The organism is Halomarina rubra, from assembly GCF_023699475.1.
Lineage (GTDB): Archaea > Halobacteriota > Halobacteria > Halobacteriales > Haloarculaceae > Halomarina > Halomarina rubra.
Window position 1 is genome coordinate 192,890 of the sequence record NZ_JALXFV010000002.1, and the last position, 21,808, is coordinate 214,697.

Annotated in this window: 25 protein-coding genes, 1 tRNA gene, 1 other RNA gene and 1 pseudogene; 14 read left to right on the forward strand and 14 right to left on the reverse strand. The window is 68.9% G+C overall.

Annotation, left to right across the window (positions count from 1 at the left end; translation table 11 throughout):
• Positions 1-18 precede the first annotated feature (18 nt).
• From M1L36_RS02195 to M1L36_RS02205, 3 genes are all read right to left on the reverse strand, one after another.
• Complete coding sequence (locus tag M1L36_RS02195) at positions 19-1,377, reverse strand: LEA/WHy family protein (protein WP_250872079.1); 1,359 nt, start codon at positions 1,375-1,377, stop codon at positions 19-21.
• 101 nt (positions 1,378-1,478) lie between these two features.
• The gene (locus tag M1L36_RS02200; protein ID WP_250872080.1) at positions 1,479-2,591 is read right to left on the reverse strand and encodes a glycosyltransferase; all 1,113 of its coding nucleotides are present in this window, start codon (positions 2,589-2,591) and stop codon (positions 1,479-1,481) included.
• Between the two features lie 129 nt (positions 2,592-2,720).
• Positions 2,721-3,779, reverse strand: coding sequence for a glycosyltransferase (locus tag M1L36_RS02205; protein ID WP_250872081.1), 1,059 nt, complete (start codon positions 3,777-3,779; stop codon positions 2,721-2,723).
• 220 nt (positions 3,780-3,999) lie between these two features.
• On the opposite strand from M1L36_RS02205, the gene M1L36_RS02210 reads away from it, so the two are divergent.
• The 4 genes from M1L36_RS02210 (at position 4,000) to M1L36_RS02225 (ending at position 6,200) form a co-directional block, all read left to right on the forward strand.
• A complete protein-coding gene (locus M1L36_RS02210; protein ID WP_250872082.1) occupies positions 4,000-4,287 on the forward strand; it encodes a ribonuclease P protein component 4 in 288 nt (95 codons plus the stop codon).
• A 100-nt stretch (positions 4,288-4,387) separates the two neighbouring features.
• On the forward strand, positions 4,388-4,633 hold the full coding sequence (locus tag M1L36_RS02215) for a YhbY family RNA-binding protein (RefSeq protein WP_250872083.1): 246 nt from the start codon (positions 4,388-4,390) through the stop codon (positions 4,631-4,633).
• Entirely contained in the window at positions 4,630-5,556 is a 927-nt protein-coding gene (locus M1L36_RS02220) for a mechanosensitive ion channel family protein (RefSeq protein WP_369694197.1), read from the forward strand. Before M1L36_RS02215 ends, M1L36_RS02220 begins: the two co-directional genes overlap by 4 nt.
• Before the next feature lie 74 nt (positions 5,557-5,630).
• Positions 5,631-6,200, forward strand: a complete 570-nt coding sequence (locus M1L36_RS02225) for a hypothetical protein (RefSeq protein WP_250872084.1) — start codon at positions 5,631-5,633, stop codon at positions 6,198-6,200.
• Between the two features lie 61 nt (positions 6,201-6,261).
• Here M1L36_RS02225 and ffs read toward each other — a convergent pair.
• Both ffs and M1L36_RS02235 read right to left on the reverse strand, forming a co-directional pair.
• Positions 6,262-6,574: signal recognition particle sRNA (ffs, locus tag M1L36_RS02230), an RNA gene on the reverse strand.
• Positions 6,575-6,678: 104 nt separating this feature from the next.
• Entirely contained in the window at positions 6,679-7,125 is a 447-nt protein-coding gene (locus tag M1L36_RS02235) for a DUF7548 family protein (RefSeq protein ID WP_250872085.1), read from the reverse strand.
• Between the two features lie 127 nt (positions 7,126-7,252).
• On the opposite strand from M1L36_RS02235, the gene M1L36_RS02240 reads away from it, so the two are divergent.
• Entirely contained in the window at positions 7,253-7,663 is a 411-nt protein-coding gene (locus M1L36_RS02240; protein WP_250872086.1) for a DUF5798 family protein, read from the forward strand.
• Positions 7,664-7,696: 33 nt separating this feature from the next.
• Here the strand turns inward: M1L36_RS02240 and M1L36_RS02245 are convergent, their stop codons facing one another.
• The 3 genes from M1L36_RS02245 to M1L36_RS02255 form a co-directional block, all read right to left on the reverse strand.
• Positions 7,697-8,110, reverse strand: a complete 414-nt coding sequence (locus tag M1L36_RS02245) for a CoA-binding protein (protein WP_250872087.1) — start codon at positions 8,108-8,110, stop codon at positions 7,697-7,699.
• A gap of 85 nt (positions 8,111-8,195) precedes the next feature.
• Positions 8,196-9,059, reverse strand: coding sequence for a geranylgeranylglycerol-phosphate geranylgeranyltransferase (locus M1L36_RS02250; RefSeq protein ID WP_250872088.1), 864 nt, complete (start codon positions 9,057-9,059; stop codon positions 8,196-8,198).
• 82 nt (positions 9,060-9,141) lie between these two features.
• Positions 9,142-9,645: a quercetin 2,3-dioxygenase gene (locus M1L36_RS02255; protein ID WP_250872089.1), complete on the reverse strand. Its 504-nt coding sequence runs from the start codon at positions 9,643-9,645 to the stop codon at positions 9,142-9,144.
• A gap of 162 nt (positions 9,646-9,807) precedes the next feature.
• Here M1L36_RS02255 and M1L36_RS02260 point away from each other — a divergent pair.
• Positions 9,808-9,882: transfer RNA gene (locus M1L36_RS02260), tRNA-Arg, on the forward strand.
• Between the two features lie 147 nt (positions 9,883-10,029).
• Here the strand turns inward: M1L36_RS02260 and M1L36_RS02265 are convergent.
• A complete protein-coding gene (locus M1L36_RS02265) occupies positions 10,030-10,566 on the reverse strand; it encodes a DUF7964 domain-containing protein (RefSeq protein ID WP_250872090.1) in 537 nt (178 codons plus the stop codon).
• 39 nt (positions 10,567-10,605) lie between these two features.
• Positions 10,606-11,109, reverse strand: coding sequence for a gamma carbonic anhydrase family protein (locus tag M1L36_RS02270; protein WP_250872091.1), 504 nt, complete (start codon positions 11,107-11,109; stop codon positions 10,606-10,608).
• Positions 11,110-11,405: 296 nt separating this feature from the next.
• On the opposite strand from M1L36_RS02270, the gene M1L36_RS02275 reads away from it, so the two are divergent.
• From M1L36_RS02275 to M1L36_RS02285, 3 genes are all read left to right on the forward strand, one after another.
• Positions 11,406-12,197 (forward strand): BtpA/SgcQ family protein, encoded by a 792-nt coding sequence (locus tag M1L36_RS02275; protein ID WP_250872092.1) that lies wholly within the window; start codon positions 11,406-11,408, stop codon positions 12,195-12,197.
• 123 nt (positions 12,198-12,320) lie between these two features.
• Positions 12,321-13,121, forward strand: coding sequence for a hypothetical protein (locus tag M1L36_RS02280; protein WP_250872093.1), 801 nt, complete (start codon positions 12,321-12,323; stop codon positions 13,119-13,121).
• A gap of 147 nt (positions 13,122-13,268) precedes the next feature.
• The gene (locus M1L36_RS02285) at positions 13,269-14,252 is read left to right on the forward strand and encodes a PLP-dependent cysteine synthase family protein (RefSeq protein ID WP_250872094.1); all 984 of its coding nucleotides are present in this window, start codon (positions 13,269-13,271) and stop codon (positions 14,250-14,252) included.
• A 36-nt stretch (positions 14,253-14,288) separates the two neighbouring features.
• Here the strand turns inward: M1L36_RS02285 and M1L36_RS02290 are convergent, their stop codons facing one another.
• A complete protein-coding gene (locus M1L36_RS02290) occupies positions 14,289-14,657 on the reverse strand; it encodes a DUF7344 domain-containing protein (protein WP_250872095.1) in 369 nt (122 codons plus the stop codon).
• 132 nt (positions 14,658-14,789) lie between these two features.
• Here M1L36_RS02290 and M1L36_RS02295 point away from each other — a divergent pair.
• The 5 genes and pseudogenes from M1L36_RS02295 to M1L36_RS02315 all read left to right on the forward strand — a co-directional run.
• Positions 14,790-16,184 (forward strand): annotated as a pseudogene (locus tag M1L36_RS02295) (MFS transporter); the annotation flags it as partial.
• A 31-nt stretch (positions 16,185-16,215) separates the two neighbouring features.
• Entirely contained in the window at positions 16,216-17,397 is a 1,182-nt protein-coding gene (locus M1L36_RS02300) for a cystathionine gamma-synthase (protein ID WP_250872097.1), read from the forward strand.
• 68 nt (positions 17,398-17,465) lie between these two features.
• Positions 17,466-18,089 carry a hypothetical protein gene (locus M1L36_RS02305; RefSeq protein ID WP_250872098.1) on the forward strand — a complete coding sequence of 208 codons (624 nt, stop codon included), beginning with the start codon at positions 17,466-17,468 and terminating at the stop codon, positions 18,087-18,089.
• A gap of 73 nt (positions 18,090-18,162) precedes the next feature.
• Positions 18,163-18,651, forward strand: a complete 489-nt coding sequence (locus tag M1L36_RS02310; protein WP_250872099.1) for a cupin domain-containing protein — start codon at positions 18,163-18,165, stop codon at positions 18,649-18,651.
• A gap of 79 nt (positions 18,652-18,730) precedes the next feature.
• Positions 18,731-18,883, forward strand: coding sequence for a rubrerythrin-like domain-containing protein (locus M1L36_RS02315; RefSeq protein WP_250872100.1), 153 nt, complete (start codon positions 18,731-18,733; stop codon positions 18,881-18,883).
• Positions 18,884-18,905: 22 nt separating this feature from the next.
• On the opposite strand, the gene M1L36_RS02320 is transcribed toward M1L36_RS02315, so the two are convergent.
• The 3 genes from M1L36_RS02320 to M1L36_RS02330 form a co-directional block, all read right to left on the reverse strand.
• On the reverse strand, positions 18,906-19,373 hold the full coding sequence (locus tag M1L36_RS02320) for a hypothetical protein (RefSeq protein ID WP_250872101.1): 468 nt from the start codon (positions 19,371-19,373) through the stop codon (positions 18,906-18,908).
• Positions 19,374-19,416: 43 nt separating this feature from the next.
• The gene (gene mvaD / locus M1L36_RS02325; protein WP_250872102.1) at positions 19,417-20,385 is read right to left on the reverse strand and encodes a phosphomevalonate decarboxylase MvaD; all 969 of its coding nucleotides are present in this window, start codon (positions 20,383-20,385) and stop codon (positions 19,417-19,419) included.
• Positions 20,386-20,505: 120 nt separating this feature from the next.
• On the reverse strand, positions 20,506-21,765 hold the full coding sequence (locus M1L36_RS02330; protein ID WP_250872103.1) for a Glu/Leu/Phe/Val family dehydrogenase: 1,260 nt from the start codon (positions 21,763-21,765) through the stop codon (positions 20,506-20,508).
• Positions 21,766-21,808: the final 43 nt, after the last annotated feature.

The following is a 21,808-nucleotide window of genomic DNA, read 5'->3' on the forward strand; positions in this document are numbered from 1 at the left end:
TCCGCGACATACCCAACTCTACGCGACGAGTGGGTTAAACATGCCGTGAGTGGCGGCACCACGGAGCGCACCGAGCAGGCCGCCGTCGTCGGTCTCGGTCCCGTCGTCGCTCGGCGTCCCGTCGGTCGGGCCGTCGGTGGTCCGCCCGTCGCTCGTCGTGTCGTTGCTCCCGCCGCCGAGGAGACCGCCGCCACCGTCGGTCGGTGTCGCGGTCGGCGTGGCGGTCCGGTCGGGCGTCGGCGTCGGCGCGCTGGTCGCCTCACCGTCGGTCGGCGTCTCCGTCTCCCCCGCGCCGAGCAGACCGCCGTCGTCGTCGGTCGCCGTGGCGCTCGCAGTCGGCGTGGAGTCGTCGCCTGCGGGCTCCGTGGTAGTCGTCCCGTCACCCCCGGTCGCGGTGGGTTCGGCGGTGCCGTCGGCCGCCGTCGCGTTCTTCGTGCCGAAGATGTCCGTCTCGATGGTCTTCGTGTAGGTCAACGCGTCGAGCGGGACGCGGATTGTCGACCCGCTGGGCAGTTCGATGCGTGCGAAGAAGTCGATCTGCAACTCGGTCTGCTGGTCGTTCTGGAGGTGAGTGACCCACCACTCGTCGAGACGCTGGTTGTCGATGGCAGTCGTCGCCCGGAGGGTCTTCTCGGTGCCGCCGGGGATGACGTACCCCTCGTCGGTCGTGCCGTTCCCGACGGCCACGTCGTTCATCGTGATGTTGTAGCCGATCTCGGTGACGGCGTAGGGGACGGTCTTGGGGTTGTAGACGGTGAACGACATGTCGATGGGCGTCCGGCGTTCGGAGACGTCCCCCCAACTGGCGTTCGTCTCACGGACGACGAGGACGGGGTCCGAGACCAGCGGGCGGTTCGCGTTCACCGGTCGGTCCTCGGTCGAGCGGAACTGCTCGATGATGTCGGTCTGGATGGTCCGGCGCTGGGGGAGGTCGAACGACCGTCCGAGCAGCGAGGAGTGGACGCTGGCGTCGATGTTCACCTCTGTCCGTTCACCGTTCTCGATGTGACTCACCCACCACGCCGGAATCCGTTCGTTGTTCATCTGGGTGGTGAACGCCATGCTGGAGTCGCCTTTGGGAACGCTGACGCCCTCCCGACCGCCCTCAGCCATGTCGACGTCGTTCATGTAGACGGTGTAAGCGACCGACGCGCCGCCCAACTGAACGCCGACGGGGTTCGGGTTCTGCAGTGCGAGGTCCGTCTGGATGGTCGTCTCGTTCTCGTCGACCGCCCCGAAGCGGTTCTCGACGTCCGTCACCGCCGGCGCGCCGACGACGCCGAGCACGTACGCCCCGGCGACGCTCGCCACGAGGAGCACGACGACCGCCAGTACGGCCCGGACCTTCCTTCCGAACAGTTTCCCCCGAATGCTCATGGGTCGACCATGGAGCCACGATAAAAAGACATTCTCCCAACGATGCTAGCCCTGAGTGACGGTCTCAATCAACGGCCTGTCACGTCGTCCGGCCTCGACGCTCACTCCGAGTGTTCGTCGAGGACGTCGGCGTACACTGTCTCCAGTCGGTCGACGGCGTGTTCGACGCTCATCTCGTCGCGCCGAGCGAGACAGTTCTCGTGGAGGCGGTCGCGCTCGTCGAGCGCCCGTTCGATGCCGTCGGCGAACGCGTCCATGTCGTCGAGCGGGTAGTGGAAGCCGGTCTCGTCGTCGCGGACGGTGTCGCCGAGGCCTCCCGCGTTCACGCCGACGACGGGCGTCCCGCAGGCGTTGGCTTCGAGCGCGACCAGCCCCTCGGTCTCGACGGGACTCGGGTGGCCGAACACGTCGAGGGCGGTGTAGAACGCCGGCATCTCCTCGCGGTCGAGGAAGCCGAGAAACCGCACGTCGAGGGGCGACTCCTCGGCTCGCTCCTCCAGCGAGGCACGAGCGGGGCCGTCACCGGCGATGACGACGGTCACCTCGCGGTCCAGTCGTTCACAGGCGTCGACGACGTCTTCGAGACGCTTCTCGTAGCCGTGTCGACCGATGTAGCCGACGAGGGTCCCCGAGAGGTCGTGGCGCTCGCGGAACGCCTCGCCGTCGGCCGGGGCGAACCGTTCGACGTCGATACCGTTGGGGACGACGCTGACGGGGACGTCGATGCCCCGGTCGCGGAGTCGCCGTTTGGCGCTCGGCGAGGGCGTGACGATGCGATCGGCGCGGCGGAGGTAGACGTTCTCGTAGCCGTCGGCCACCGAGGAGATGACCGTCGCCAGACCGGAGTTCGACAGGTAGTTGGCGTACTCGGAGGTCGGCGTGTGGAACGAGGCGACGAACGGGAGGTCCCGACGCCGCGCGAGCGCGAGGCCCGACAGCCCCAGACAGAACGGCGTGTGGGAGTGGACGAGGTCGACGTCGTCGACGCCGTCGGGAATCCACGGCGCGGCGATGCGAAAGCCGTCGTAGAACGGGAACGGGAGGCTCGCGACGGGGTACTCGAACGGGTCGGGGTCGTGGGCGCTGTCGGGGTAGACGACACCCATGGAGCCACCGCGCCGGACCCAGCGGTCCCGCCAGGTCTGGATGGTGTAGGTGACGCCGTTCACCGTGGGGAGGTACGTGTCGGTGAAGACGGCGACGTCGGGACGCATTTTCCCATCCTGACGTGCCCGACGCCTAAGCCGTTGTGACTTCGCCGTCCCCGCGGGAGTCGCTCGCACACGGGAGCCGAGGGGACCGATTCCCCGGCGGGACGCTCCCCGAGTCGGGCCAGCGCCCGCTCAGACCCGTCCGGCCAGCACGTCCTCGTACGCGGCGCGGAGGCCCTCCCCCACGCGGTCCAGCGAGTGCTCGCGGGCCGTCTCGCGGGCGTTCTCGCCGAGTCGCTCGCGCAGGTCGGGGTCCGCGGCGAGGCGGTCGAGCGCCTCGCGGAACTCCGCGTCGGTCTCGCAGATGAGGCAGTCCTCGCCGTCGGTGTAGAACTCGCGGAAGACGGGAATGTCCCGGAGGACGACGGCCTTCCCGCAGGCCATCGCCTCCAGCACGACGATGCCCTGGTTCTCGACCTTCGCGGGGAAGCAGAACACGTCGCCCGCGGCGAACGCGCCGCGCTTGTCCTCCACCCAGCCGGTGAACGTGACGTTCTCGGGCGGGTCGCGGGTCCAGCGTCTGACCGTCTCGCTGGTCTGCGGGCCGTCGTCGACGGTGCCGAACCAGACGAACTCGTAGTCGGTCTGCTGAGCGAGTTCGCAGAACGTCGTCAGCCCCTTGCGCTCGAAGACGTTGCCGACGGCGAACGCGACCATCCCCTCCAGGTCGTAGCGCTCGCGGTACTCCTCGCGGAACTGTTCGTACCCCTGCAGGGACTCGATGTCGACGCCGTTCGTGATGGGGCGGACGGGCGCGTCGACGGGGTACGATTCGAGGACGCCCTTCGTGTACTCGCTCGGACAGAGCACGAGGTCGGCCTGCGAGTAGAACCACCGCAGGTAGCGTTCGAGGTACGGTCCGACCCGGTTCGACCCGCGGAACGACTCGGCGAAGTCCTCGCGGGTGATGTGGGCGTGAGCGACCAGCGGCATGCCGTGGTACCTGGCGTGCTGTGCGACGGCGACCGAGCCCGGGCCGATGGCGTTGGTGTGGGCGACGTCGAAGTCGACGACCGGTCCGTCGCCGACGAGCGTGTGGGCGGCGGCACTCGACAGCGACCCGCCGCGCCACGGCGAGGTGAGGAGGTCGACGTCGGTGTCGGCGAGCGCCTTGCGCTGGGCGTTCACGGAGGTGGCCCACCCGGAGCGGCGGAGCGGCCCTTCCAGTTCGAGGTAGTTGAGGACCCGCATTGGTCGAGGAGAGTGGGGAGCGGGTGTTAGGAGTGCCGGAATGGGCCGTGTGGTGGAGTTTGCTATCGCCGTCACGGGTTTACGACCGGGTGCGGCCGTGCGAGACGACGGGCGTCGGGGACGCTCGCTCACGGCGTGGACGACAGGCCCGTCGCGCCGTCACGCCGAACGACAACCGCTATACGCCCCTGCCAGCAACCTCCCGTCGAGCACACGCGCCATGACCAGCATCGCGGAGGAACGCATCGACCGACTCCACACGCTCGCGCGCCGAGCGGTGGCCGACGGCGACGAGGAGCGCTCGCGAGAGTACGTGCGTCTCGCCCGACGCATCGCCGAGCGCAACCGGTGTGGACTCCCCCGACAGTTCAAGCGGTTCACCTGTGACCGCTGTGACGTCTACCTCCGCCCCGGTCGCAACGCCCGCGTCCGGACGCAGGACGGCCACGTCGTCGTCACCTGCGACTGCGGCACACACGAGCGCTACCCGTACCGCGACGGTGGCTGACCCGCCGTCGGCGAGGACCTTCACGACGAAACGACGGTTATCAGGAACGACGCCTCCGAGTGGAAACGTTGAACCGCACCGCTTCGCTAGCCGCGTCACAATGGCAGACGATTTGAAGACGCTCGCACACGACGCGGAGGTCACCGTCTGGGTGGGCAAGAGCGGTATCGAGTCGGTCGCCGAGGAGTTGGACGACCAGTTGAAAGAGCGGACCGTCGTGAAGACGAAGTTCCTGCGCGCCTCGCGCGGCGGGACGACGACCGAGGAGTTGGCCGAGGACCTCGCGGACCGGGTGAACGCGGACGTGGTCGACGTGCGCGGCCACACCGCGGTGTACCACCGATGAGCCAGTCCGCGGCGTTCCAGACCGGAGGGAACACGACCACCGCCTCGGAGGGCGTCTCCAGGTTCCTCCAGAACGCCGGGGTTCCCGAACAGTTGGCAGGGACGATGAGCGGTGCGCTCGTCTTCGTCGCCGCGTTCGTGTTGCTCTACCTCGTCGGCCGCGCGACGGTCGTTCCCGTCGCCAGGCGGGTGATGGACTCGCGCGAACTTGACGAACACGCGAAGACGCCGCTGCTCAAACTGGTGACGTTCGCCATGCTGTTCGTCACCGTCTCGGTGTCGTTCGGCCTCGCCGGGTTCGGCAACTTCCTCACCTCGCTGGCGACCATCGCCGCGGCCGCCACGCTCGCCATCGGGTTGGCGATGCAGGACGTGCTGGCGAACTTCGTCGCCGGCGTGTTCATCTACACGGACAAGCCGTTCCGCATCGGCGACTGGATCGAGTGGGACGGCAACTCCGGCATCGTCGAGGACATCTCGCTGCGCGTCACGCGCGTCCGGACGTTCGACAACGAACTGCTGACGGTGCCGAACTCCCAACTCACCGACGGCGTCATCAAGAACCCCGTCGCGAAGGACAAGCTCCGGCTGAAGTTCACGTTCGGCATCGACTACACCGACGACATCCAGCAGGCGACGGACATCATCATGGCCGAAGCCGAGGACCACCCCGAGATCATGGACGACCCCGCGCCGTCGGTCCGGCTGACCGAGCTCGCGGACTCCTACGTCGGTCTCCAGTCTCGCATCTGGATCTCGAACCCCTCGCGCGCGGACTTCATGCGCATCCGCGGCGAGTACGTCACGGACGTCAAGCGTCGCTTCGACGCGGAGGGCATCTCCATTCCGTTCCCGCAGATGGACCTCTCGGGCGGGATTCAGGTGGGGAACGCACAGACGCTCCCAGCGGAGGGCGACGACTAGTCCCACGGGTCCACGGCAGGTCCTCGACCCCTCCCGACAGAAGACACTTACCGCGATCTCGCACTCGTCGAGGTATGCCCGCTCGCAGGTCCCTCCTGACCGCCGTCGCCGGAGCGACGGCCACGATGCTCGCCGGCTGCCTCGCCTCGAATGACCCACCGGCGGACGCATCGCCATCGTCGGCTCCGTCTCCGACGCCGACCCCGGTCTCGACGCCGCCCGGCGACTGCTCCGCCCTCGAACTGCCGGACGCGAACCCGTCGGACCACGGCGTCGAATCGCTGCCGTACCCCGACCTCCCGTCCGAACTCGACGACGAGCGTGCCGCGACGTTCGCGAAGCAGTTCGAACGGGCGTGGTGGCACAACGACGTCCTCGACGACCGGTCGGCCGTCGGGAACCTCGGCGTCACCGTCCTCGTCGACGACGTCGCTCCCCGCTCGGACGGGGTCGGGTTCGTCGTGACGACGAGCGGCGAGTTCGTCTTCGACTACCCGCCCGGGAACGAGTCCGGGACGGCCACGTCCGGCCTCGGTGTACTGCCGACGACCCGGTACCTCGTCACCGGACGGTTCGCGCTGCGGACCGGGGCGTCGGACTCGACGGCAGCGGCGGACGGGACGCTCGTCGCCTGTTCGGAGTAGTCACTGCTGGTCGGTTCTGGAGCGCAGAGACCGGCGAGCCGCCGGCTCGGGAGTGTCGAAAGAGCGGACGGGCGGGGTTGCCCGGTCGTTCCGATACGGGGAATCCTGCGTACCGTCTCCACCCCGCGACCCTTCGAGCGACGGATGTCCGCGGATTCGCTGCTCGCTTCCGCGCCTGGCGAACTGTCCACGACTAACCGGGTCGAGCCATCCCTGCAGATGTCACGACCCGGACCGCCGCCCCCGAAGGACGAGGCTTCTACGTTGGCTTGCAGGGCCCGCACCGGTCGGTCCGGACGCGCCCGTGTTTCGGCTCCCGCTGAAGACCGTAGTGCGGGAAGGGGCAGGGCCTAACTGCCCGACCTAGTCCATCAACTCGGTAGACCACTGCCACGTAAACCGCTTTCGGTCGTCCGTTCGCCGTGGGTGGGTTTCGTCACTCGCTCACGGGTGTCGAACCGCCCGCATCTCGTCGGTCTCAGAGCAGTCCGAGTTCCCGCGCGTACCACCCGGCGCTGACGGGGACGACGAGCGCGACCAGAGCGACGACGTAGGGGTGGTACTCGAGGCTCCGCACCAGCGAGGACTCGCCCGCGCCGGACTCGGGCGAGAGGTCGAGGTTGAAGATGATGACTCCGGGGTCGCTCGCCACCCACAGCACGCAGATGAGCAGCCCGAACGCGCCGAAGACGAGCGAGACGGCCGCGGCGACGACGGGGTCGGTGCGCTCCTCCCGGCCGGCGGCGAACCCGAGCAGTGCGACTACCGCGAACAGCCCCGCGAACAGCGGGTTGATGAGACTCGTCCCGTAGTACGTCGCCACGATACCCGGCGTCCGGACGAGGAGGTACGGGACGACGAGGGCCACGAGGAGGACGACACAGGCGACGATACCGACGGTGGGGGCGAGACGCGTCCGCTCCATTGCCCCTACTCGCGTCCGGAGGGGGCTTCAAGCCGCCGCTCTCGTGCGACGCGTCGGCGGAGGCGGCGGTGACCGGACTCGCACCGAGAACGCAACACACTCGTGGCTCCGGCGAGGGAGTCGAACCATGGGATTCGGAGGGACCACGCAGAAGCTCCAGAAGGTCGCCAGCATGGCCGAAGACGTCTACGCGAAGCTCAACGAACTTCGCGATCAGATCAACGCGCTGCGCGAGACGGTCGACCGGATGGACCGCCGGACCGCCGAGAACCGCGCACTGCTCGAGGCGCTCGCCGCCGAGGAGGGCGTCGACGTCGACGCCGTCCTCACCGAGACGGCCATCGAGGAGGCCGAGGACGTCGAGTCGACGACCGAGTCGGCCGGTGAGACGTCGGACGCGGCCGACACGACGGGCGGGACGACCGACGGAGCGGCAACGGAGTCCGCCGCGTCCGAGTCGTCGACCGACACGACGACCGCCGACACCGACGGCACCGACGGCACCACCGGCACCGACGACACCGCACCGAGCAACTGACGCCGAGCCGTCTCGGCTGCGTTCTCGGTCGGCTCAGGCGACGAGCTTCGCGTGTTCGACCTTCAGACACTTGTTCTGGACGAAGTTCCGACCGGAGGCTTCGACGCGCTCGCCCGCCTCGTCGTCGGTGATGCCGAGTTGGCACCAGACGGTGTCGACGTCCTCGCGGTCGAGGACGCTGTCGACGATGCCCGCCACCTCGTCGCTCGGTCGGAACACGTTCACCATGTCGACACCCTCGGGGACGTCCGCGAGCGAGTCGTACGCCGCCTCTCCGAGCACCTCGTCGGCGAACGGGTTGACGGGAACGACGTCGTAGCCGTGCCGTTGCATGTACTTCGGGATGCCGTGGGCGTCCTTCCCGGGGGTCCCCGAACAGCCGACGACGGCGATGGTCCGGGTCGATTCGAGGAGGTCGCGGAGTCGCTCGTTGGAGTGGATTGGCACGTGTCGAGCTACTGCCGGCGCGGAGAAAAGCGTCGTGGGGGTGTGCGAGCGCCGGCCGGACCGTGTGCCACCGCGGACGACCGAATCAGACGCCCAGCGGTGCGACTCGCCCGACGAGGAACGCCGCAGCGGCGAGGAACTGGCCGTACTTCAGGTGCTCCTGGGCGGCCGTCGGGTCCCTGAAGCTCTCGACGGCCGCACCGAGCATCACGAGGTCGGCGGGGACGACGACCAGCAGGTACGCCGTCCCGAACGTCTCGCGGAGGTACGGCACCGGACTGGCGGCCACCGCGACGAGGAGTGCCAGTGCCCCGACGAGCAGTGCCGGTCGTTCGCCGACGGCGATGGGCAGGGTGTTCAACCCCTCTTCGCGGTCGCCCGTGAGGTCCTCGACGTCCTTGACGACCTCGCGGGTGAACGTCGCGAGCGCGGCCAGAGCGGCCAGCACGCCGACCGTGACGATGCCCGCCTCGTCGGCGCTGACCGCCGCGCCGCCGAACAGGAACGTACTCCCCGTGAGGTAGGCGACGATGAGGTTGCCCACTCCGGGGAGGCCCTTGAACACCTCCGTGTAGAGCACCAGCGCGACGAGGTTGAACGCCGCGATACCGATGGCGAACACCGGGAGGGTGAGCGCAAGCACGACGGCCGCGAGGAACAGTGCGACGCTGAACCAGAGCGCACCGCGCGCGGAGACGGCCCCCCGCGGGATGGCCCGGTCGGGAGCGTTGATGCGGTCGATGTCCCGGTCGAAGTAGTCGTTGATGGCGTTGCCCGCGCCGACGGCGAGCACCGTCGCGAGCGTGGCGGCCGCCGCCTGCCAGGGGTAGACGGCGACGCCACCGAACTCGACGCCGGCGACGTAGGCTCCGATGAGCGTGAGCGCACCCGCGGCGACGGCGTTGACTGGGCGGGTGAGGTCGAGCAGCCCTCGGAGCGTCTCGCGCATACGATGGTCGAGTGAGTGCCGGGCGATAAAAGGCGCGAAACCGCGCGATGGAGGCGCAGGAGTGAGACCGCGACGAGCGCGGTCAGGGGGCGTCGTCGAACGGTGGCGGCCCGAGTATCTCCAGCGAGTACGCCTCGCTGACGGCTCCGAGGCGCTCCTGTTCCTCCTCCGTCGGGGCCGGAGAGGCGGGCAGCTCCCGTTCCTCGACGGGCGTCCCGACGTCGCGGAAGAACCGCTCGCCGCCGGCGGCGCGTACGTCGAGGACACGCGTCCCGTCCTCGTCGATGCGGAACGCGTGGGGGACGCCCTTCGGGCCGTAGACGACGGTCCCCGGCGTCGCCTCGTAGTGGTCGCCGTCGATGTAGTACGTCACCGCCCCGTCGAGGACGTAGAACAGTTCGTCGTCGGCGTGGTGGACGTGCAGCGGCGTCATCACGCCGCGGTTTCCGACCTGCTCGGTGAGGCCGACGAGACCGTCGGTCTCCTCTCCCGTCGCCCGGAGTTCGGTGAGCATCCCGAACATGTGGTACGAGTCGCCCGCAGCGGCGGTGTCCCGGACGAACGGCTTCGCTGTGCTCTTCGACATGGCAGATATCCTCACGCTCCGCGACACGATGAAGATTGCTCGAACGGCCCGGAAGTCGGTTCGTCAGTGTTCCTGGCGGGATTCGGAAGGTCGGGAGAAGCGGTGACACGGTGGCCGGCGATGAATAGAGTTAAACCGCTCGTGGCGCTCGGTTGGAGTGAAGGGCGCTTAGCTCAGCCTGGACAGAGTGACTGGCTTCGGACCAGTTTGTCGGGGGTTCGAATCCCTCAGCGCCCGTAACTTCTGCGAGCGGCAGCGAGCAGTAGTGGAAAGTACCTGTGGATTCGAATAGCGAGGACGCACGCGGCGAAGCGAGTACGTCCGAGTGGAGTTCGAATCCCTCAGCGCCCGTCCGAGAGACGGCCGTCCTGCTCGTCGACGTACTCACTCCGCCCAGTCCGGCGTCTCGCCGCGGACGGTCTCGACGCGCTCCGGGTCGTCCCGGCCCCCGGCGAAGAAGAACACGGGGTCGCCGTGGTCGGCGTAGCGGTGGGCGACGAACCCGCGGAGGTACCGTCCCATCGTGTCACGTGGTCGCTCGCCCGGACGCTGTTCGAACCACAGCAGCGGCTCACCAGTGTCGTCGTCGTAGACCGTGACGGCGTCGACGTCGATGTACGCGCCCGCCTCGTCCTCCTCGACGCCGAAGCGTCCCTCGTCGTCGAGCGGTACGGTGAGGAGCTGTTCCCATCGTCGTTCGGCGGGGTCCCAGCCGACGACGTAGAGTCGGCGGTCGCCCTCTCGCTCGACGGTGACGTGGGTCAGGCGGTCTTCCTCGGGGAAGCCGGCGACGGAGTCCAGCGAGAGCCGGTCGTCGCGGTCCAGCGCGCGGTACTGCGCGTCGGTGAGGCCGCCGTCGGGGAACGAGGAGAACGTCCGAACGGGGTCGCCGTCCGCGGGGTCGGGGGCGTCGTCGGTCATGCGCGGCGGTACGCCCGCCCGGGTGTTAGCGCTCCCGCCTCACTCGACGCGGTCGCTGGTCTCGGTGTGCCGGTTCGCCAGGTGGACGTAGTGGTCGCCGGCGGCGGCCCACGGCGAGTCCGGGACCTCCTTGACGACGCTCGCGGGGGTGCCGGCGACGAGAGTCCGTGGTGGGACGTCGGTGTCTTCGGTGACGACGCTGCCCGCCGCCACCAGCGCGCGTTCGCCGACGGTGGCGTCGTTGAGGACGATAGCGCCCATCCCGACCATCGCGCGCTCCTCGACGGTCGCCCCGTGGACGACGGCGTTGTGACCGACGGTCGCGAACGGGCCGACGACGGCGTCCTCGTGACAGACCGCGCCGTCCTGGACGTTCGCACCCCGGTGGAGGTGGATGTGTCCGGAGTCCCCGCGGAGCACCGCGCCGGGCCAGACGCTCGCGTCGGCCTCGACGGTGACGTCGCCGACGACGGTGGCGTCGGGGTCGATGCGGGCGCTGTCGTCGATGGTCGGGGCCGTACCGTCGAACGTGCGGATGGTCATACCGACCGGGCGTCGGCGACCGGCATAACCGTACGGCCCGACGGGTTCCGACTCTCGGCTGGTCGAGCGGAGAGTACCGTCGTGGGAGGACGCTCGCGTTCGATTGACCGTCGATTCGGACGGTCACCACCGTTCACGGTGGTCCGGTTCCTCTGCCGAACCGATGGTCCCCGACGACTCATCCCAGATCGAATCGACCTGTGACTGCTGTTCCGACGAACAGTGCTCGTGTGGGTGCTGTAACGACGACTGAGCCGACCGACGGCCTTTTTTCGCGACGGCGCGCGGAGCAATGCATGAGTGACACGTTCCTCGATGCGACGCTGGTCGGGATGGTCCACCTCCCGCCGTTGCCGGGTGCGCCACGGTACGACGGTGACCGAGCGGCGGTCCGCGAGCGGGCGCTGGCCGACGCCCGCGCGCTGGCGGCCGGCGGCGTCGACGCCGTGATGGTCGAGAACTTCGGCGACGCGCCGTTCTACCCCGACGACGTCCCGAAGCACGTCGTCGCCGAGATGACGGCGCTCGTCGCGGCCGTCCGTGCGGAGGTCGACCTGCCGGTCGGAGTCAACGTCCTGCGCAACGACGCCGAGGCGGCGCTGTCGGTCGCGGCCGCGACCGGTGCGTCGGCCATCCGCGTCAACGTCCACGCCGGCGCGCGCGTCACCGACCAGGGGGTCGTCGAGGGCCGCGCTCACGAGACGATGCGCCTGCGCGAACGCCTCGACTGCGACGCGTCGGTGCTCGCGGACGTCGCGGTCAAACACAGCACGCCGCTGGGCGAGGAGGACGTCGTCCACGCGACGCACGACCTGGTCGAACGCGGCCTCGCCGACGCCGTCGTCGTCTCCGGGGCCGGCACCGGTCGCGCGATTCACGCCGGACAGCTTTCGAGTGTCGCCGGTGCGGCCGGCGCGGCGGGGGTCCCGACGTTCGTCGGGAGCGGCGTCACCCCGGAGACTGCACCGGGCATTCTCACCGTCGCCGACGGGGCCATCGTCGGCACTGCGCTCAAACGGGACGAGGACCCCGCCGGCCCGGTCGACGAGGAGCTCGTCCGGCGACTGGTCGACAACGTCGGCGAGTGAGAGGAGTCGGGGTCGACCCGCCCACGTTCGACCGGGCGGGCGAACTGTCCCGGTGGTCTGAACGGCCCGAAAACGGCCCGGACGCTGGTTTAAGCCGTCCCCTGACCAATCTTCACGTTGACCATGTCGACTGACAGCAGTTCACTCGCTACTCGCGTCCGCTCGCTCGGTGCCAAGGACGTCGCGTTCTACCTGACCATCGTCGCGTTCATCGTGCTAGCGGCGGTGTTCTTCGGCCCGTTCGTGCTCGCACCGTTCATCGGGTGGTTCGTCCTGCCCGTCGAGATGCACTACGTCCACGACATGGCGTTCGGCGCGTTGCTGTTCGTCATGACCGCGGGGATGGCGATACAGCTGTATCGCCCGCTCCGACGCGGGGCCGCGCTCGTCCTCGCGGCGTTCATCGGGCTCGTCATCATCCTCGTCTCGACGGCCATCGACGGGTTCGACCCGCTGTTCACGCTGCTCAACGGCCTCCCGGTTCTCGCGCTCGCGCTGCACCCGGCCGGGCGTGACGCGCTCCGCCTCGAACGGCCCGCCGACCGGTACCTCGGACTCCTGACCGTCGTCGCAGCCGTGCCGTTGCTCGCGTTCGCGGTCCAGGAGGCGGGTCTCCAGATGAGTGCGACGGACGAACACGCCGCGTTCTTGCACTACGCGGGGATGGCGCTGCTCTCGGTGAGCATCGTCCTCGGAGGCGTCCTCGCGACGTTCGGGTCGCGCTTCGGGGCGTGGGCCGCGGGACTGATGATGGCCGTCTTCGCGCTCACGTCGATTCAGGCACCGACGCTCGTGTCGAGCCTCGGAACGACCGTCGGCTACGTGGTGCTCGTCGGGGCTATCGCGTTCGTCGCCGTCGAGGAGTACGAACGCTTCAGCGCCCGCCGGGAGCACCGGACCACCCAGGCCCCGCCGGCGGCCTGAATCAGCCCCGTTCTCCTCGGATTTTTCCGTCGCGACGACGGTTCCTCCCGACCGGTCCGCGTGAACCGACCTCCGACCTGGGCGGCGGTGTGACCGGCCCGCCGAACCGCCCCGCTTATTACCGGTATCCGTGCAACATTTGCCTAGATGACCACCCACCGCGAGCCGCTGTCGTCGGTGCTGGAGACCGTCGGCGAGACCCCGTTGGTCGGCGTCCACGCCGCGCCCGACGACGTGCCCGTCTACGCCAAACTGGAGTCGTTCAACCCCGGTGCGAGCATCAAGGACCGCATCGGCGTCTACATGCTCGAATCGATGCTCGACGACGGGACGCTCGAACCGGGTGACACCGTCGTCGAACCGACTGCCGGCAACACCGGCATCGGGTTCGCGCTCGCGGCGGGCCAACTCGACGTCGAGGCGGTGTTCGTCGTCCCCGAGCGGTTCAGCCAGGAGAAACAGCAGTTGATGCGCGCGCTCGGCGCGGAGGTCGTCAACACGCCGACCGAAGACGGGATGCAGGGGGCCATCCAGCGCGCCGACGAGATCGCCGACGAGCGCGACGGCGTCGTCCCACAACAGTTCGCCAACCCGCTGAACGCCGAGGCCCACTACGCGACGACCGCTCCCGAGATCGACGAGGCGCTCGACGGCGAGGTCGGAGCCGTCGTCGCCGGCTGTGGCACCGCGGGCACGCTCATGGGTCTCGCGCGCTACTTCCGCGAGAACCACCCCAGCACCCACGTCGTCGCCGTCCAGCCGGAGGGTAGTGTCTACCACCGGTTCTTCGAAGGCGAGGACGAGGACGCACACGGCGAGTACAAGACCGAAGGCATCGGCACTGGCGACATCGCGACGAACGAACTGTTCGACCCGGACCTCGTCGACGACCTCGTCACGGTTCCCGACCGTGCCGCGCAGGACGAACTCAAGCGGCTCGCCCGCGAGGAGGGCCACCTCGTCGCCTCCTCCGCGGGTGCGGCGAGCGTCGCCGCCCTGCGGGTCGCCGAGCGAATCCGCGACGGTACGGTCGACGCGCCCTACGACTCGGTCGTCACGGTGTTCCCCGACTCCTCCGAGCGATACCTCTCGAAGGGTATCTACGACTCGTTCGAGGAGTGGTCGGGCTGAGGGCCAGCGCCCCGAGCGGGTGGCGACCCACTCGGCCTACGACTCGTCGGTCGCTTCGAGGTGCCGGACGGTCAGCTCCGTGTCGAGCGTCTCGTCGGTCGGGACGTACCGGCCCCGCTCGCCGGCCGTCTCGACCAGTCCCGCCGCTTCGAGTCGCGGGAGGTGCTCCTCGACGAGCTGTCGGTGGACCTCGTCGAAGCTGATCGGTCTATCTGCGGTGTGTTCGAACGCGCGGAGTCGGTCCGCGAGGTCGTACGTCGGCACCGGGTGGTAGTGAGCGGTGAGGTCGCGGAGGAGGAACCGTCGCCGCTCGTCGGTGAGCGGTGTCCCCGGTCGGTCTCCCCGTTCGTCGTCGGTGTCACCGTGGCGATTCTCGTGAGTGTCGGTGTCGGGTCGTTCGTGCATGCTCGTCTCCCCGCTTGTGATGTCTTGACAAAGGGGAGTTAACAGTGGGCCTTCTCGGCTAAACGCGAACGCCGTCCCCCCCGCTGTCGGCGGTCCGGTCGGCCCGACGGCCTCCGGAGACCGACAGAGCTTCCTCCCGCTGCTCGTCACGCTCGGGCAGTGACAGAACGCTGGCTCTACGCCTGGGCGCTCGGGTCGGTCGCGTTCGGCGGGGCGTCGTTGCTCGTTCCGCTGTACCTCGTCGAACTGGGTGCGACGCCCGTCGACCTCGGTCTCCTCGCGGCGAGCGCCGCCGTCGTCGGCGCACCGGGTGCCATCGCCTTCGGCCGGTTCGCCAACCACGTCTCACACCGGCGGACGCTCGTCCTCCTCACGCTGGGAACCGTCGCGCTCGCACTGGGCGCGATTCCCACGCTCGACGGCGTCGCCGCGGTCGTCGTCGCCAACGCGGCGCTGTGGCTCGTCGTCGGGGGTGTCGCCCCGGTCCTGACGATGCTGGTCGTCGACGCCGCCCCCGAGTCGGCCTGGGGCGAACGCATCGGCCGGATGAACAAGTTCCAGGGCTACGGCTGGGCGGGCGGTCTCGTCCTCGGAACGGTCTGGCCGTTCGTCGGCGGCCTCTTCCTCCCGGACGCGGCCGTGACCCGAACGCTGTTCTGGGTGCTCGCGGCGTGTGCCACGGGCAGCGTCCTCGGTGCGACGCGGACGCTTCCGGCACCCGACCCCGAGGCCCACGTCACCGACGACCGGCGGGTCAGACGGGTCGCACGCCTGCTCGCTCGCTCCCGTCGCGGCGTGCGTGGAGCGGCGTTCGCGTTCTCGCCGAACCGACTGTACTGGGCGACCAGCGGACTCTGTCTCGGTCGCCTCCGCGGTCGCCTCGACGGCCCGCTCGCGACGTACTTCGTCGCCGCGACGCTCTTCTTCACCGGTTTCGCCGCCTTCTGGGCACCGCTGCCGCTGTTCCTGACCGAGGCAGAGTTCGGCTCCGCGGCGGTGTTCGGGCTGTATCTGGTCTCCAGTCTCGCGTCCGCGGTGTTGTACGAGGTGGCCGGCCGACTGGTGGCGCGCTTCGACGTGCGTATCCTCCAGACGGGTGCGCTCACAGCGCGTGGCCTGTTGTTCCCGCTCGTCGCGCTGGTCGTCGGCCTCGGCGGTGCGGCGCTCGGTCTCGGGACGGTCGCGTTGGTGCTCGCCGCCGTCGGGGTGACGTGGGCGGTCATCGCCGTCGTGGGGACGGCCATCGTCACGGGCCTCGCCGCCCCCGGCGTCCGCGGCGAGGTGCTCGGCGTGTACACCGCGCTCGGTGCGGTCGCGGGTGGGGTGGGTGGCGTGCTCGGTGGGTGGGTAGCGACGTTCGGCTACCTCGTCGCGTTCGGGGTCGCGGGTGGGTTGGTCGTCGCCGGTGCGGGGCTGGTGTGGGCGGTCGGGTCGGTCGGCGGGGAGTCGGTGCCGCTGGTCGACGCGCGCCCTGACACCCCGTCGTACCGACGGTCCGGTCGGGCGGCGACCGACGACGAACGGTAAGAATCACGGCGGCGGCCCGCCGACCCCGAGTATGGACGACCAGGACGCACCCGACGACGAGGCGTTCGCCTTCGAGACACAGGCCATCCACGCCGGCCAGGAACCGGACCCACGGACGGGCGCGGTGATGACGCCCATCTACGCCACCTCGACGTACGTACAGGACGGCCCCGGCGACCACCGCGGCTACGAGTACTCCCGGACGGGCAACCCGACACGGACCGCGCTGGAGGCGAACCTCGCGGCGCTCGAAGGCGGCGCGTACGGTCGGGCGTTCTCCTCGGGGATGGGAGCCATCAACACCGTGATGAACCTGCTCGAAGCGGGCGACCACGTCGTCACGGGTGACGACGTCTACGGCGGCACCCACCGCCTGTTCACGCAGGTGTACGACCAGTACGACGTCGAGTTCTCGTTCGTCGATATGACCGACCTCGACGCCGTCGAGTCGGCGATGCGTCCCGAGACCGAACTGGTCTGGGCGGAGACGCCGACGAACCCGCTGATGCAGGTCGTCGACGTCCAGGCCGTCGCAGACGTCGCCCACGAGGGCGACGCGCTGTGTGCGGTCGACAACACGTTCGCCACGCCGTACCTCCAGCGCCCGCTCGAACACGGCGCGGACGTCGTCAGCCACTCGCTGACGAAGTACCTCGGCGGCCACTCCGACGTCGTCGGCGGTGCGCTCGTCACCGACGACGAGGACCTCGACGAACGCATCGCGTTCTACCAGAACTCCGTGGGCGCGACGCCCGACCCGTTCGGCTGCTTCCTCGTCCTGCGCGGGACGAAGACGCTCCCGGTGCGGATGGACCGCCACTGCGAGAACGCCCGCGACCTCGCCGCGTGGCTCGACGACCACCCAGACGTGAGCGAGGTGTTCTACCCCGGTCTCGACAGCCACCCACAGCACGACGTCGCCGCCCGCCAGATGGACGACTTCGGTGGGATGCTCTCGTTCGAACTCGACGGCACGCTGGAGGAGGCTTCCGAACTCGTCAGTTCGACCGAGGTGTTCACCCTCGCCGAGTCCCTCGGCGGCGTCGAGAGCCTCATCGAACAGCCCGCGCCGATGACCCACGCCGCGGTCCCCAAGGCCGAACGCGAGGCGGCCGGTCTCACCGACGGCTTGATTCGAGTGAGCGTCGGCCTGGAGAGCGTCGAGGACCTGCGTGCCGACCTCGAACGGGCCATCGACGGCGCGCTGAACTGAGGCCGCATCTCCCCCTCGCGGCCCCGACTCCCGACACGGTTTTCGCGGTGCTCCGTCTCGGTGGACGCGTGAAGCCCTCCAGCGACTCACCGGCCCGCCTGTTCCACCTGCACGTCAACACGCCCGACGTCGCCGCACTCGAGTCGTGGCTCGACTCGCTCGGCGTTCCGCTTCGCCAGCGGTTCGGTATCCTCGACGGTGAGAGCGTCGCGCTCGCTCCCGGAGAGGACGCCCCCGACGGCTGGCGACTCCGCCTCCAGAGCCACCGCGTCGGCGCGGTGGACGTGACGCTCGCCCCCGGTCAGCGCCGGCGCTTCGACCACCTCGGAGTCGTCACGAACGCGTTCGACGACGTCGTCGTACGCGTCGAGGCGACCGGGTGGAGCGTCCGCGACCCCGACGGTCGTCGCCCGTTCGTGATGACGCCGTGGACGTTCCGTGTCGAGGTCCACCGCGCCGATAGCGACGTGGCCCGGTCGATCGGCCCCCGTGAGGACGCCCGTCTCGAACGTGTCGAGGTGCTCGTCCCCGAGGACGAAGCCGAGTCGGTTCGGTCGGGACTCCCGACGGTGTTCGGCGAACTGCCGGCGCTGGCGGTCTCGGGGGGCGACGTCGAACGAGCGACCCTCGGGGGGTTCACGCTCGCCGGCGACCGCGTCGAGACGACCGGGCCGGTGGCGCTCCCGGAGTGAACGCGGGTGGGGACTCGCTCGACCGCGAGTCCCGGCGGGCTTTTTGTCGTGTCGCTCCCTCGCGTGGGACGTAATGAAGAAGGTCGCGCTGGAGGACGTCCGCAACGAACCGAACCCGTTGAAGGTCCACGAGGTCCGCAAACCCGTCTCGAAGGTGCTCGGCACCGAGGAGTTCGCGATGAACTACTTCGAGTTGGGCGCTGGCGAGTCGTTCTCGGGCGGGATGCACACCCACCACGACCAGGAGGAGGTGTTCTACATCCAGGAGGGGACCGCGACGTTCCAGGTCCGCGAGGCGGTCGACGACGACACCGAACACCTCGAGGTCGGCCCCGACGAGGCCATCCGGTTCGAACCGGGCGAGTTCCAGCAGGGCGTCAACATGGGCGACGAGGAGGTCGTCGGCCTCGCGCTCGGTGCCCCCGGCGCGATGCACGACTGGGACGACATCGAGTCCATCGTCCACTGCCCCGAGTGCGGCGAGGAGACGGGCCACGACCTCGCGATGAAGGACGGGCGCTTCGAGATGACCTGCCGGACGTGCGGGAACGTCCAGGGCTGACTTCCCTCGCGACGGTAGCGACGATTTTCGTCGCCACGCAAGGGACAGGTTAGTGCTTCCGCACCGATTCATCTCGACCATGACGCACGACAGCCACTCCGAGGTGCGAGAGCCACCGTACACCTACGAGTGTATGGACTGTGGCGAGCGCGTCGAGGCGGAGCACCAACCGGTCGCGTGTCGGAACTGCGGCGGCGAGATGCGAAACATCAGCGTGTCGAGCGAGCAGTGAGCGTTTCGAGCGACGCCGTCGGTCACTCGGTCGTCGTCGGTGACGAACAGTACTGGTGTTCGTCTCCTGCGAGGAACCGGAACTCACCGTCGCCGTAGATTCGAAGAATTCGCATCTTACCGTCTGCGCTCGGTTTCGACACCGACGAGAAGACTCGTCGCTCATCACCGTCGACTCGGACGGCGAGTTGGTAGATTCCGGGCGTACAGCCGTCGAACTCCGTTGCCGGAACGGTCGCCCAGTTCGTCCCTCCTTCGCCGTCTTTCGGGGCTAACTCGTACGTCTGCCAGTGGACCACCTCGTCGTCACGGCGAATCAGGAGGTCCACGTCGTGAGACTCCTCGTCGTCGTTGAACACCGCCACTTCGCCGACTCGATACGGTTCGGGTTCGTCCGGGTCGTCACCGTCGCCGAGCGCCGAACAGCCCGCGAGTGTGGCGAGACTGCCGGCGCTCGCGGCCAGCATCCGGCGACGACTGATGGAGGGCATTATGTCGGGAACGTAACAGCCGAGAATAAGTTTTCCGTCCGACTCAGAACAGCGCTTCGTCCTCGTCGAGCACGTGTGCGGGACCGCCGACCTCCCAGACGCGCGTGGGGACGAGTTCGGAGAGTTCGGACTCGACGCGCTCGACGAACTCCTCGGTGGTGTTGACGTACACCGACGCGCCCGTGTCCGTCGAGAAGTAGACGGGAACGCCGTCCTCGCGCATCTCGCGGACCGAGTTGAAGATTTCGAGCGTCTCGGGTTGCCAGTACACCCAGCCTGCGGGACCGGTCATCGTCGTCGCCGCGAGCGACAGCGAGTCGTGCTCGGCGAGTTCGAAGGCGTCGTCGAAGTCCGCGCGGTGGAGCGCGTCGCGCATCTCCGCGATCTGGCCGTGGATGTGTGCGAGTCGCGCTTCGAACATGTGGCTGTCCTCGGCCTCGGCGTGGGCCTGCTCGGTGTGTTTGAACGCCGGCACCTCACACGCGACGATGCGCAGTTCGTCGTCGAGGTCCGTCGGGATGCGCTCGGCGTAGCAGTCCTCGTCGTTCAACCCGTCGTAGAGCACGGAGACGCCCCCCGTGACGGCGCGGGCCGCCGAGGACGACCCACGCCGAGCGACCGTCGACATCTCCTCGTGGCTCATGTCGAGGCCCGCGGCCGCACAGAGCGCGACGGCGGCGGCGGCGAACCCCGAGGAAGACGACCCGAAGCCGATGTTCGTGGGGAACGACGACTCGCTCTCGAAGCGCACGCGGGTGTCGATGCCCGCCAGCTCGCGGACGTGGTTCACGACGTGGTCGACGCGCTCGCGGCCCCGGCCGTCGACCTCCTCGCCGTCGATGACGACCACGTCCTCGTCCAGCGACTCGTCGAACTCGACGGTGGTGGTGGTGTTCGAGGGGGCGGTGCAGACGCTGATGGAGTCGTGGTACGGCAGGCGCAGGTCGGCGTCGCGCATCCCGTGGTACTTCACGAGCCCCTGAATCGGGTGGGCACGTGCGGTCGCTTTCATACGCGAGGGTCCGGGGGGCGGGTCTTTGCAGTTGCGTTGTCCGGGCGCAGAGCGCCGCCTCTCTCGGTGAGGACGGACTCGTCGAGAACTGCGTGTGGTGAACTCGCCGTGGCCGTGCGGTTACGGCCAGGTACCGCCCTGCTGGTAGGCTTTGACGACGCGCTCGATGGCGACGACGTAGGCGGCGGTGCGGAAGTTCGGCGTGCCCTTCTCCTCGTAGGCGTCGGTGAGCGCGTCGAACGCCTCGGTGACGACGCGTTCGAGTTCGTCGTTGACGCGCTGTTCGGTCCAGTAGAACCGCTGGCGGTTCTGGACCCACTCGAAGTACGACACCGTCACACCACCCGCGTTCGCGAGGATGTCCGGGAACACCTCCACGTCGCGCTCGGTGAGGATGTCGTCGGCGTCGGGCGTGATGGGGCCGTTGGCGGCCTCGACGACGACGTCTGCCTGTACTTCCTCGGCGAGGTCGGCGTCGATGGCGTTCTCCAGCGCCGCGGGGATGAGCAGGTCGACGTCGAGGGTCAGGAGTTCCTCGTTGGTGAGTTCCTCCTCGGCCTCGTCGAACCCGGTGACGCTGCCCGTCTCGTCCTTGTAGTCCTTCGCGGCCGCGGCGTCGAACCCGTCGGGGTTGTAGATGGCTCCCGAGGAGTCGCTGGCGGCGACGACGGTGCCGCCGAGTTCCTCTTCGATGAGGCGGGCGGCGATGGACCCGGCGTTACCGTAGCCCTGAACGGCGACGGTCGCGCCCTCGATGTCCTTGCCGAGGTAGCGGAACGCCTCGCGTGCGGTGAGCATCGTCGACCGACCCGTCGCTTCGACGCGACCGGCCGACCCACCGGAGTCGGGTGCCTTCCCGGTGATGACGCCCGGCGCGGTCGTGTTCTCCAGTGTCTCGTAGGTGTCCTTGATCCAGTTCATCTCACGCTGGCCGGTGTTGACGTCCGGGGCCGGGATGTCCTGGTTCGGACCGATGATGGGGCGCAGTTCCTTCGCGAACGCGCGAGTGAGACGCTCCATCTCGGCGTCGGAGTACTCCCGCGGGTCGACGACGATGCCGCCCTTCCCGCCGCCGTAGGGGACGTCGACGACGGCCGTCTTGTACACCATCCACCCCGACAGCGCCTTCACCTCGTCGCGGCTGACGCCCGGGTGGTACCGGATGCCGCCCTTGTAGGGGCCGCGGTCGCCGTTGAACTGCGACCGGAACGCCTTGAACACCTCCAGCGACCCGTCGTCCATCTCGACGGTGAGGTTGGTCTCGAGGATTCGCTCGGGGTGTTTGAGCCGTTCCAGGAGGTCCGCTTCGACGTCGAGGAACTCGGCCGCGTCGTCGACCTGCTCCTGCAGACTCTCGAACGGGTTGGCCTCGTCTGACATACCCTGCGAGTCGGTGACGCACCGGTTAAGTATGTCGGAGTTA

Bases quoted from the DNA above. Each gene is read 5' to 3' on its own strand.
- M1L36_RS02300 (WP_250872097.1), top strand. From the start codon at position 16,216: ATGGACGACCAGGACGCACCCGACGACGAGGCGTTCGCCTTCGAGACA.
- M1L36_RS02205 (WP_250872081.1), bottom strand. From the start codon at position 3,779: ATGCGGGTCCTCAACTACCTCGAACTGGAAGGGCCGCTCCGCCGCTCC.
- M1L36_RS02250 (WP_250872088.1), bottom strand. From the start codon at position 9,059: ATGCGCGAGACGCTCCGAGGGCTGCTCGACCTCACCCGCCCAGTCAAC.
- M1L36_RS02265 (WP_250872090.1), bottom strand. From the start codon at position 10,566: ATGACCGACGACGCCCCCGACCCCGCGGACGGCGACCCCGTTCGGACG.
- M1L36_RS02285 (WP_250872094.1), top strand. From the start codon at position 13,269: ATGACCACCCACCGCGAGCCGCTGTCGTCGGTGCTGGAGACCGTCGGC.
- M1L36_RS02255 (WP_250872089.1), bottom strand. From the start codon at position 9,645: ATGTCGAAGAGCACAGCGAAGCCGTTCGTCCGGGACACCGCCGCTGCG.
- M1L36_RS02315 (WP_250872100.1), top strand. From the start codon at position 18,731: ATGACGCACGACAGCCACTCCGAGGTGCGAGAGCCACCGTACACCTAC.
- M1L36_RS02280 (WP_250872093.1), top strand. From the start codon at position 12,321: ATGTCGACTGACAGCAGTTCACTCGCTACTCGCGTCCGCTCGCTCGGT.
- M1L36_RS02200 (WP_250872080.1), bottom strand. From the start codon at position 2,591: ATGCGTCCCGACGTCGCCGTCTTCACCGACACGTACCTCCCCACGGTG.
- M1L36_RS02220 (WP_369694197.1), top strand. From the start codon at position 4,630: ATGAGCCAGTCCGCGGCGTTCCAGACCGGAGGGAACACGACCACCGCC.
- M1L36_RS02320 (WP_250872101.1), bottom strand. From the start codon at position 19,373: ATGCCCTCCATCAGTCGTCGCCGGATGCTGGCCGCGAGCGCCGGCAGT.
- M1L36_RS02290 (WP_250872095.1), bottom strand. From the start codon at position 14,657: ATGCACGAACGACCCGACACCGACACTCACGAGAATCGCCACGGTGAC.
- M1L36_RS02215 (WP_250872083.1), top strand. From the start codon at position 4,388: ATGGCAGACGATTTGAAGACGCTCGCACACGACGCGGAGGTCACCGTC.
- M1L36_RS02310 (WP_250872099.1), top strand. From the start codon at position 18,163: ATGAAGAAGGTCGCGCTGGAGGACGTCCGCAACGAACCGAACCCGTTG.
- M1L36_RS02210 (WP_250872082.1), top strand. From the start codon at position 4,000: ATGACCAGCATCGCGGAGGAACGCATCGACCGACTCCACACGCTCGCG.
- M1L36_RS02330 (WP_250872103.1), bottom strand. From the start codon at position 21,765: ATGTCAGACGAGGCCAACCCGTTCGAGAGTCTGCAGGAGCAGGTCGAC.
- M1L36_RS02240 (WP_250872086.1), top strand. From the start codon at position 7,253: ATGGGATTCGGAGGGACCACGCAGAAGCTCCAGAAGGTCGCCAGCATG.
- M1L36_RS02195 (WP_250872079.1), bottom strand. From the start codon at position 1,377: ATGAGCATTCGGGGGAAACTGTTCGGAAGGAAGGTCCGGGCCGTACTG.
- M1L36_RS02235 (WP_250872085.1), bottom strand. From the start codon at position 7,125: ATGGAGCGGACGCGTCTCGCCCCCACCGTCGGTATCGTCGCCTGTGTC.
- mvaD (WP_250872102.1), bottom strand. From the start codon at position 20,385: ATGAAAGCGACCGCACGTGCCCACCCGATTCAGGGGCTCGTGAAGTAC.
- M1L36_RS02270 (WP_250872091.1), bottom strand. From the start codon at position 11,109: ATGACCATCCGCACGTTCGACGGTACGGCCCCGACCATCGACGACAGC.
- M1L36_RS02225 (WP_250872084.1), top strand. From the start codon at position 5,631: ATGCCCGCTCGCAGGTCCCTCCTGACCGCCGTCGCCGGAGCGACGGCC.
- M1L36_RS02275 (WP_250872092.1), top strand. From the start codon at position 11,406: ATGAGTGACACGTTCCTCGATGCGACGCTGGTCGGGATGGTCCACCTC.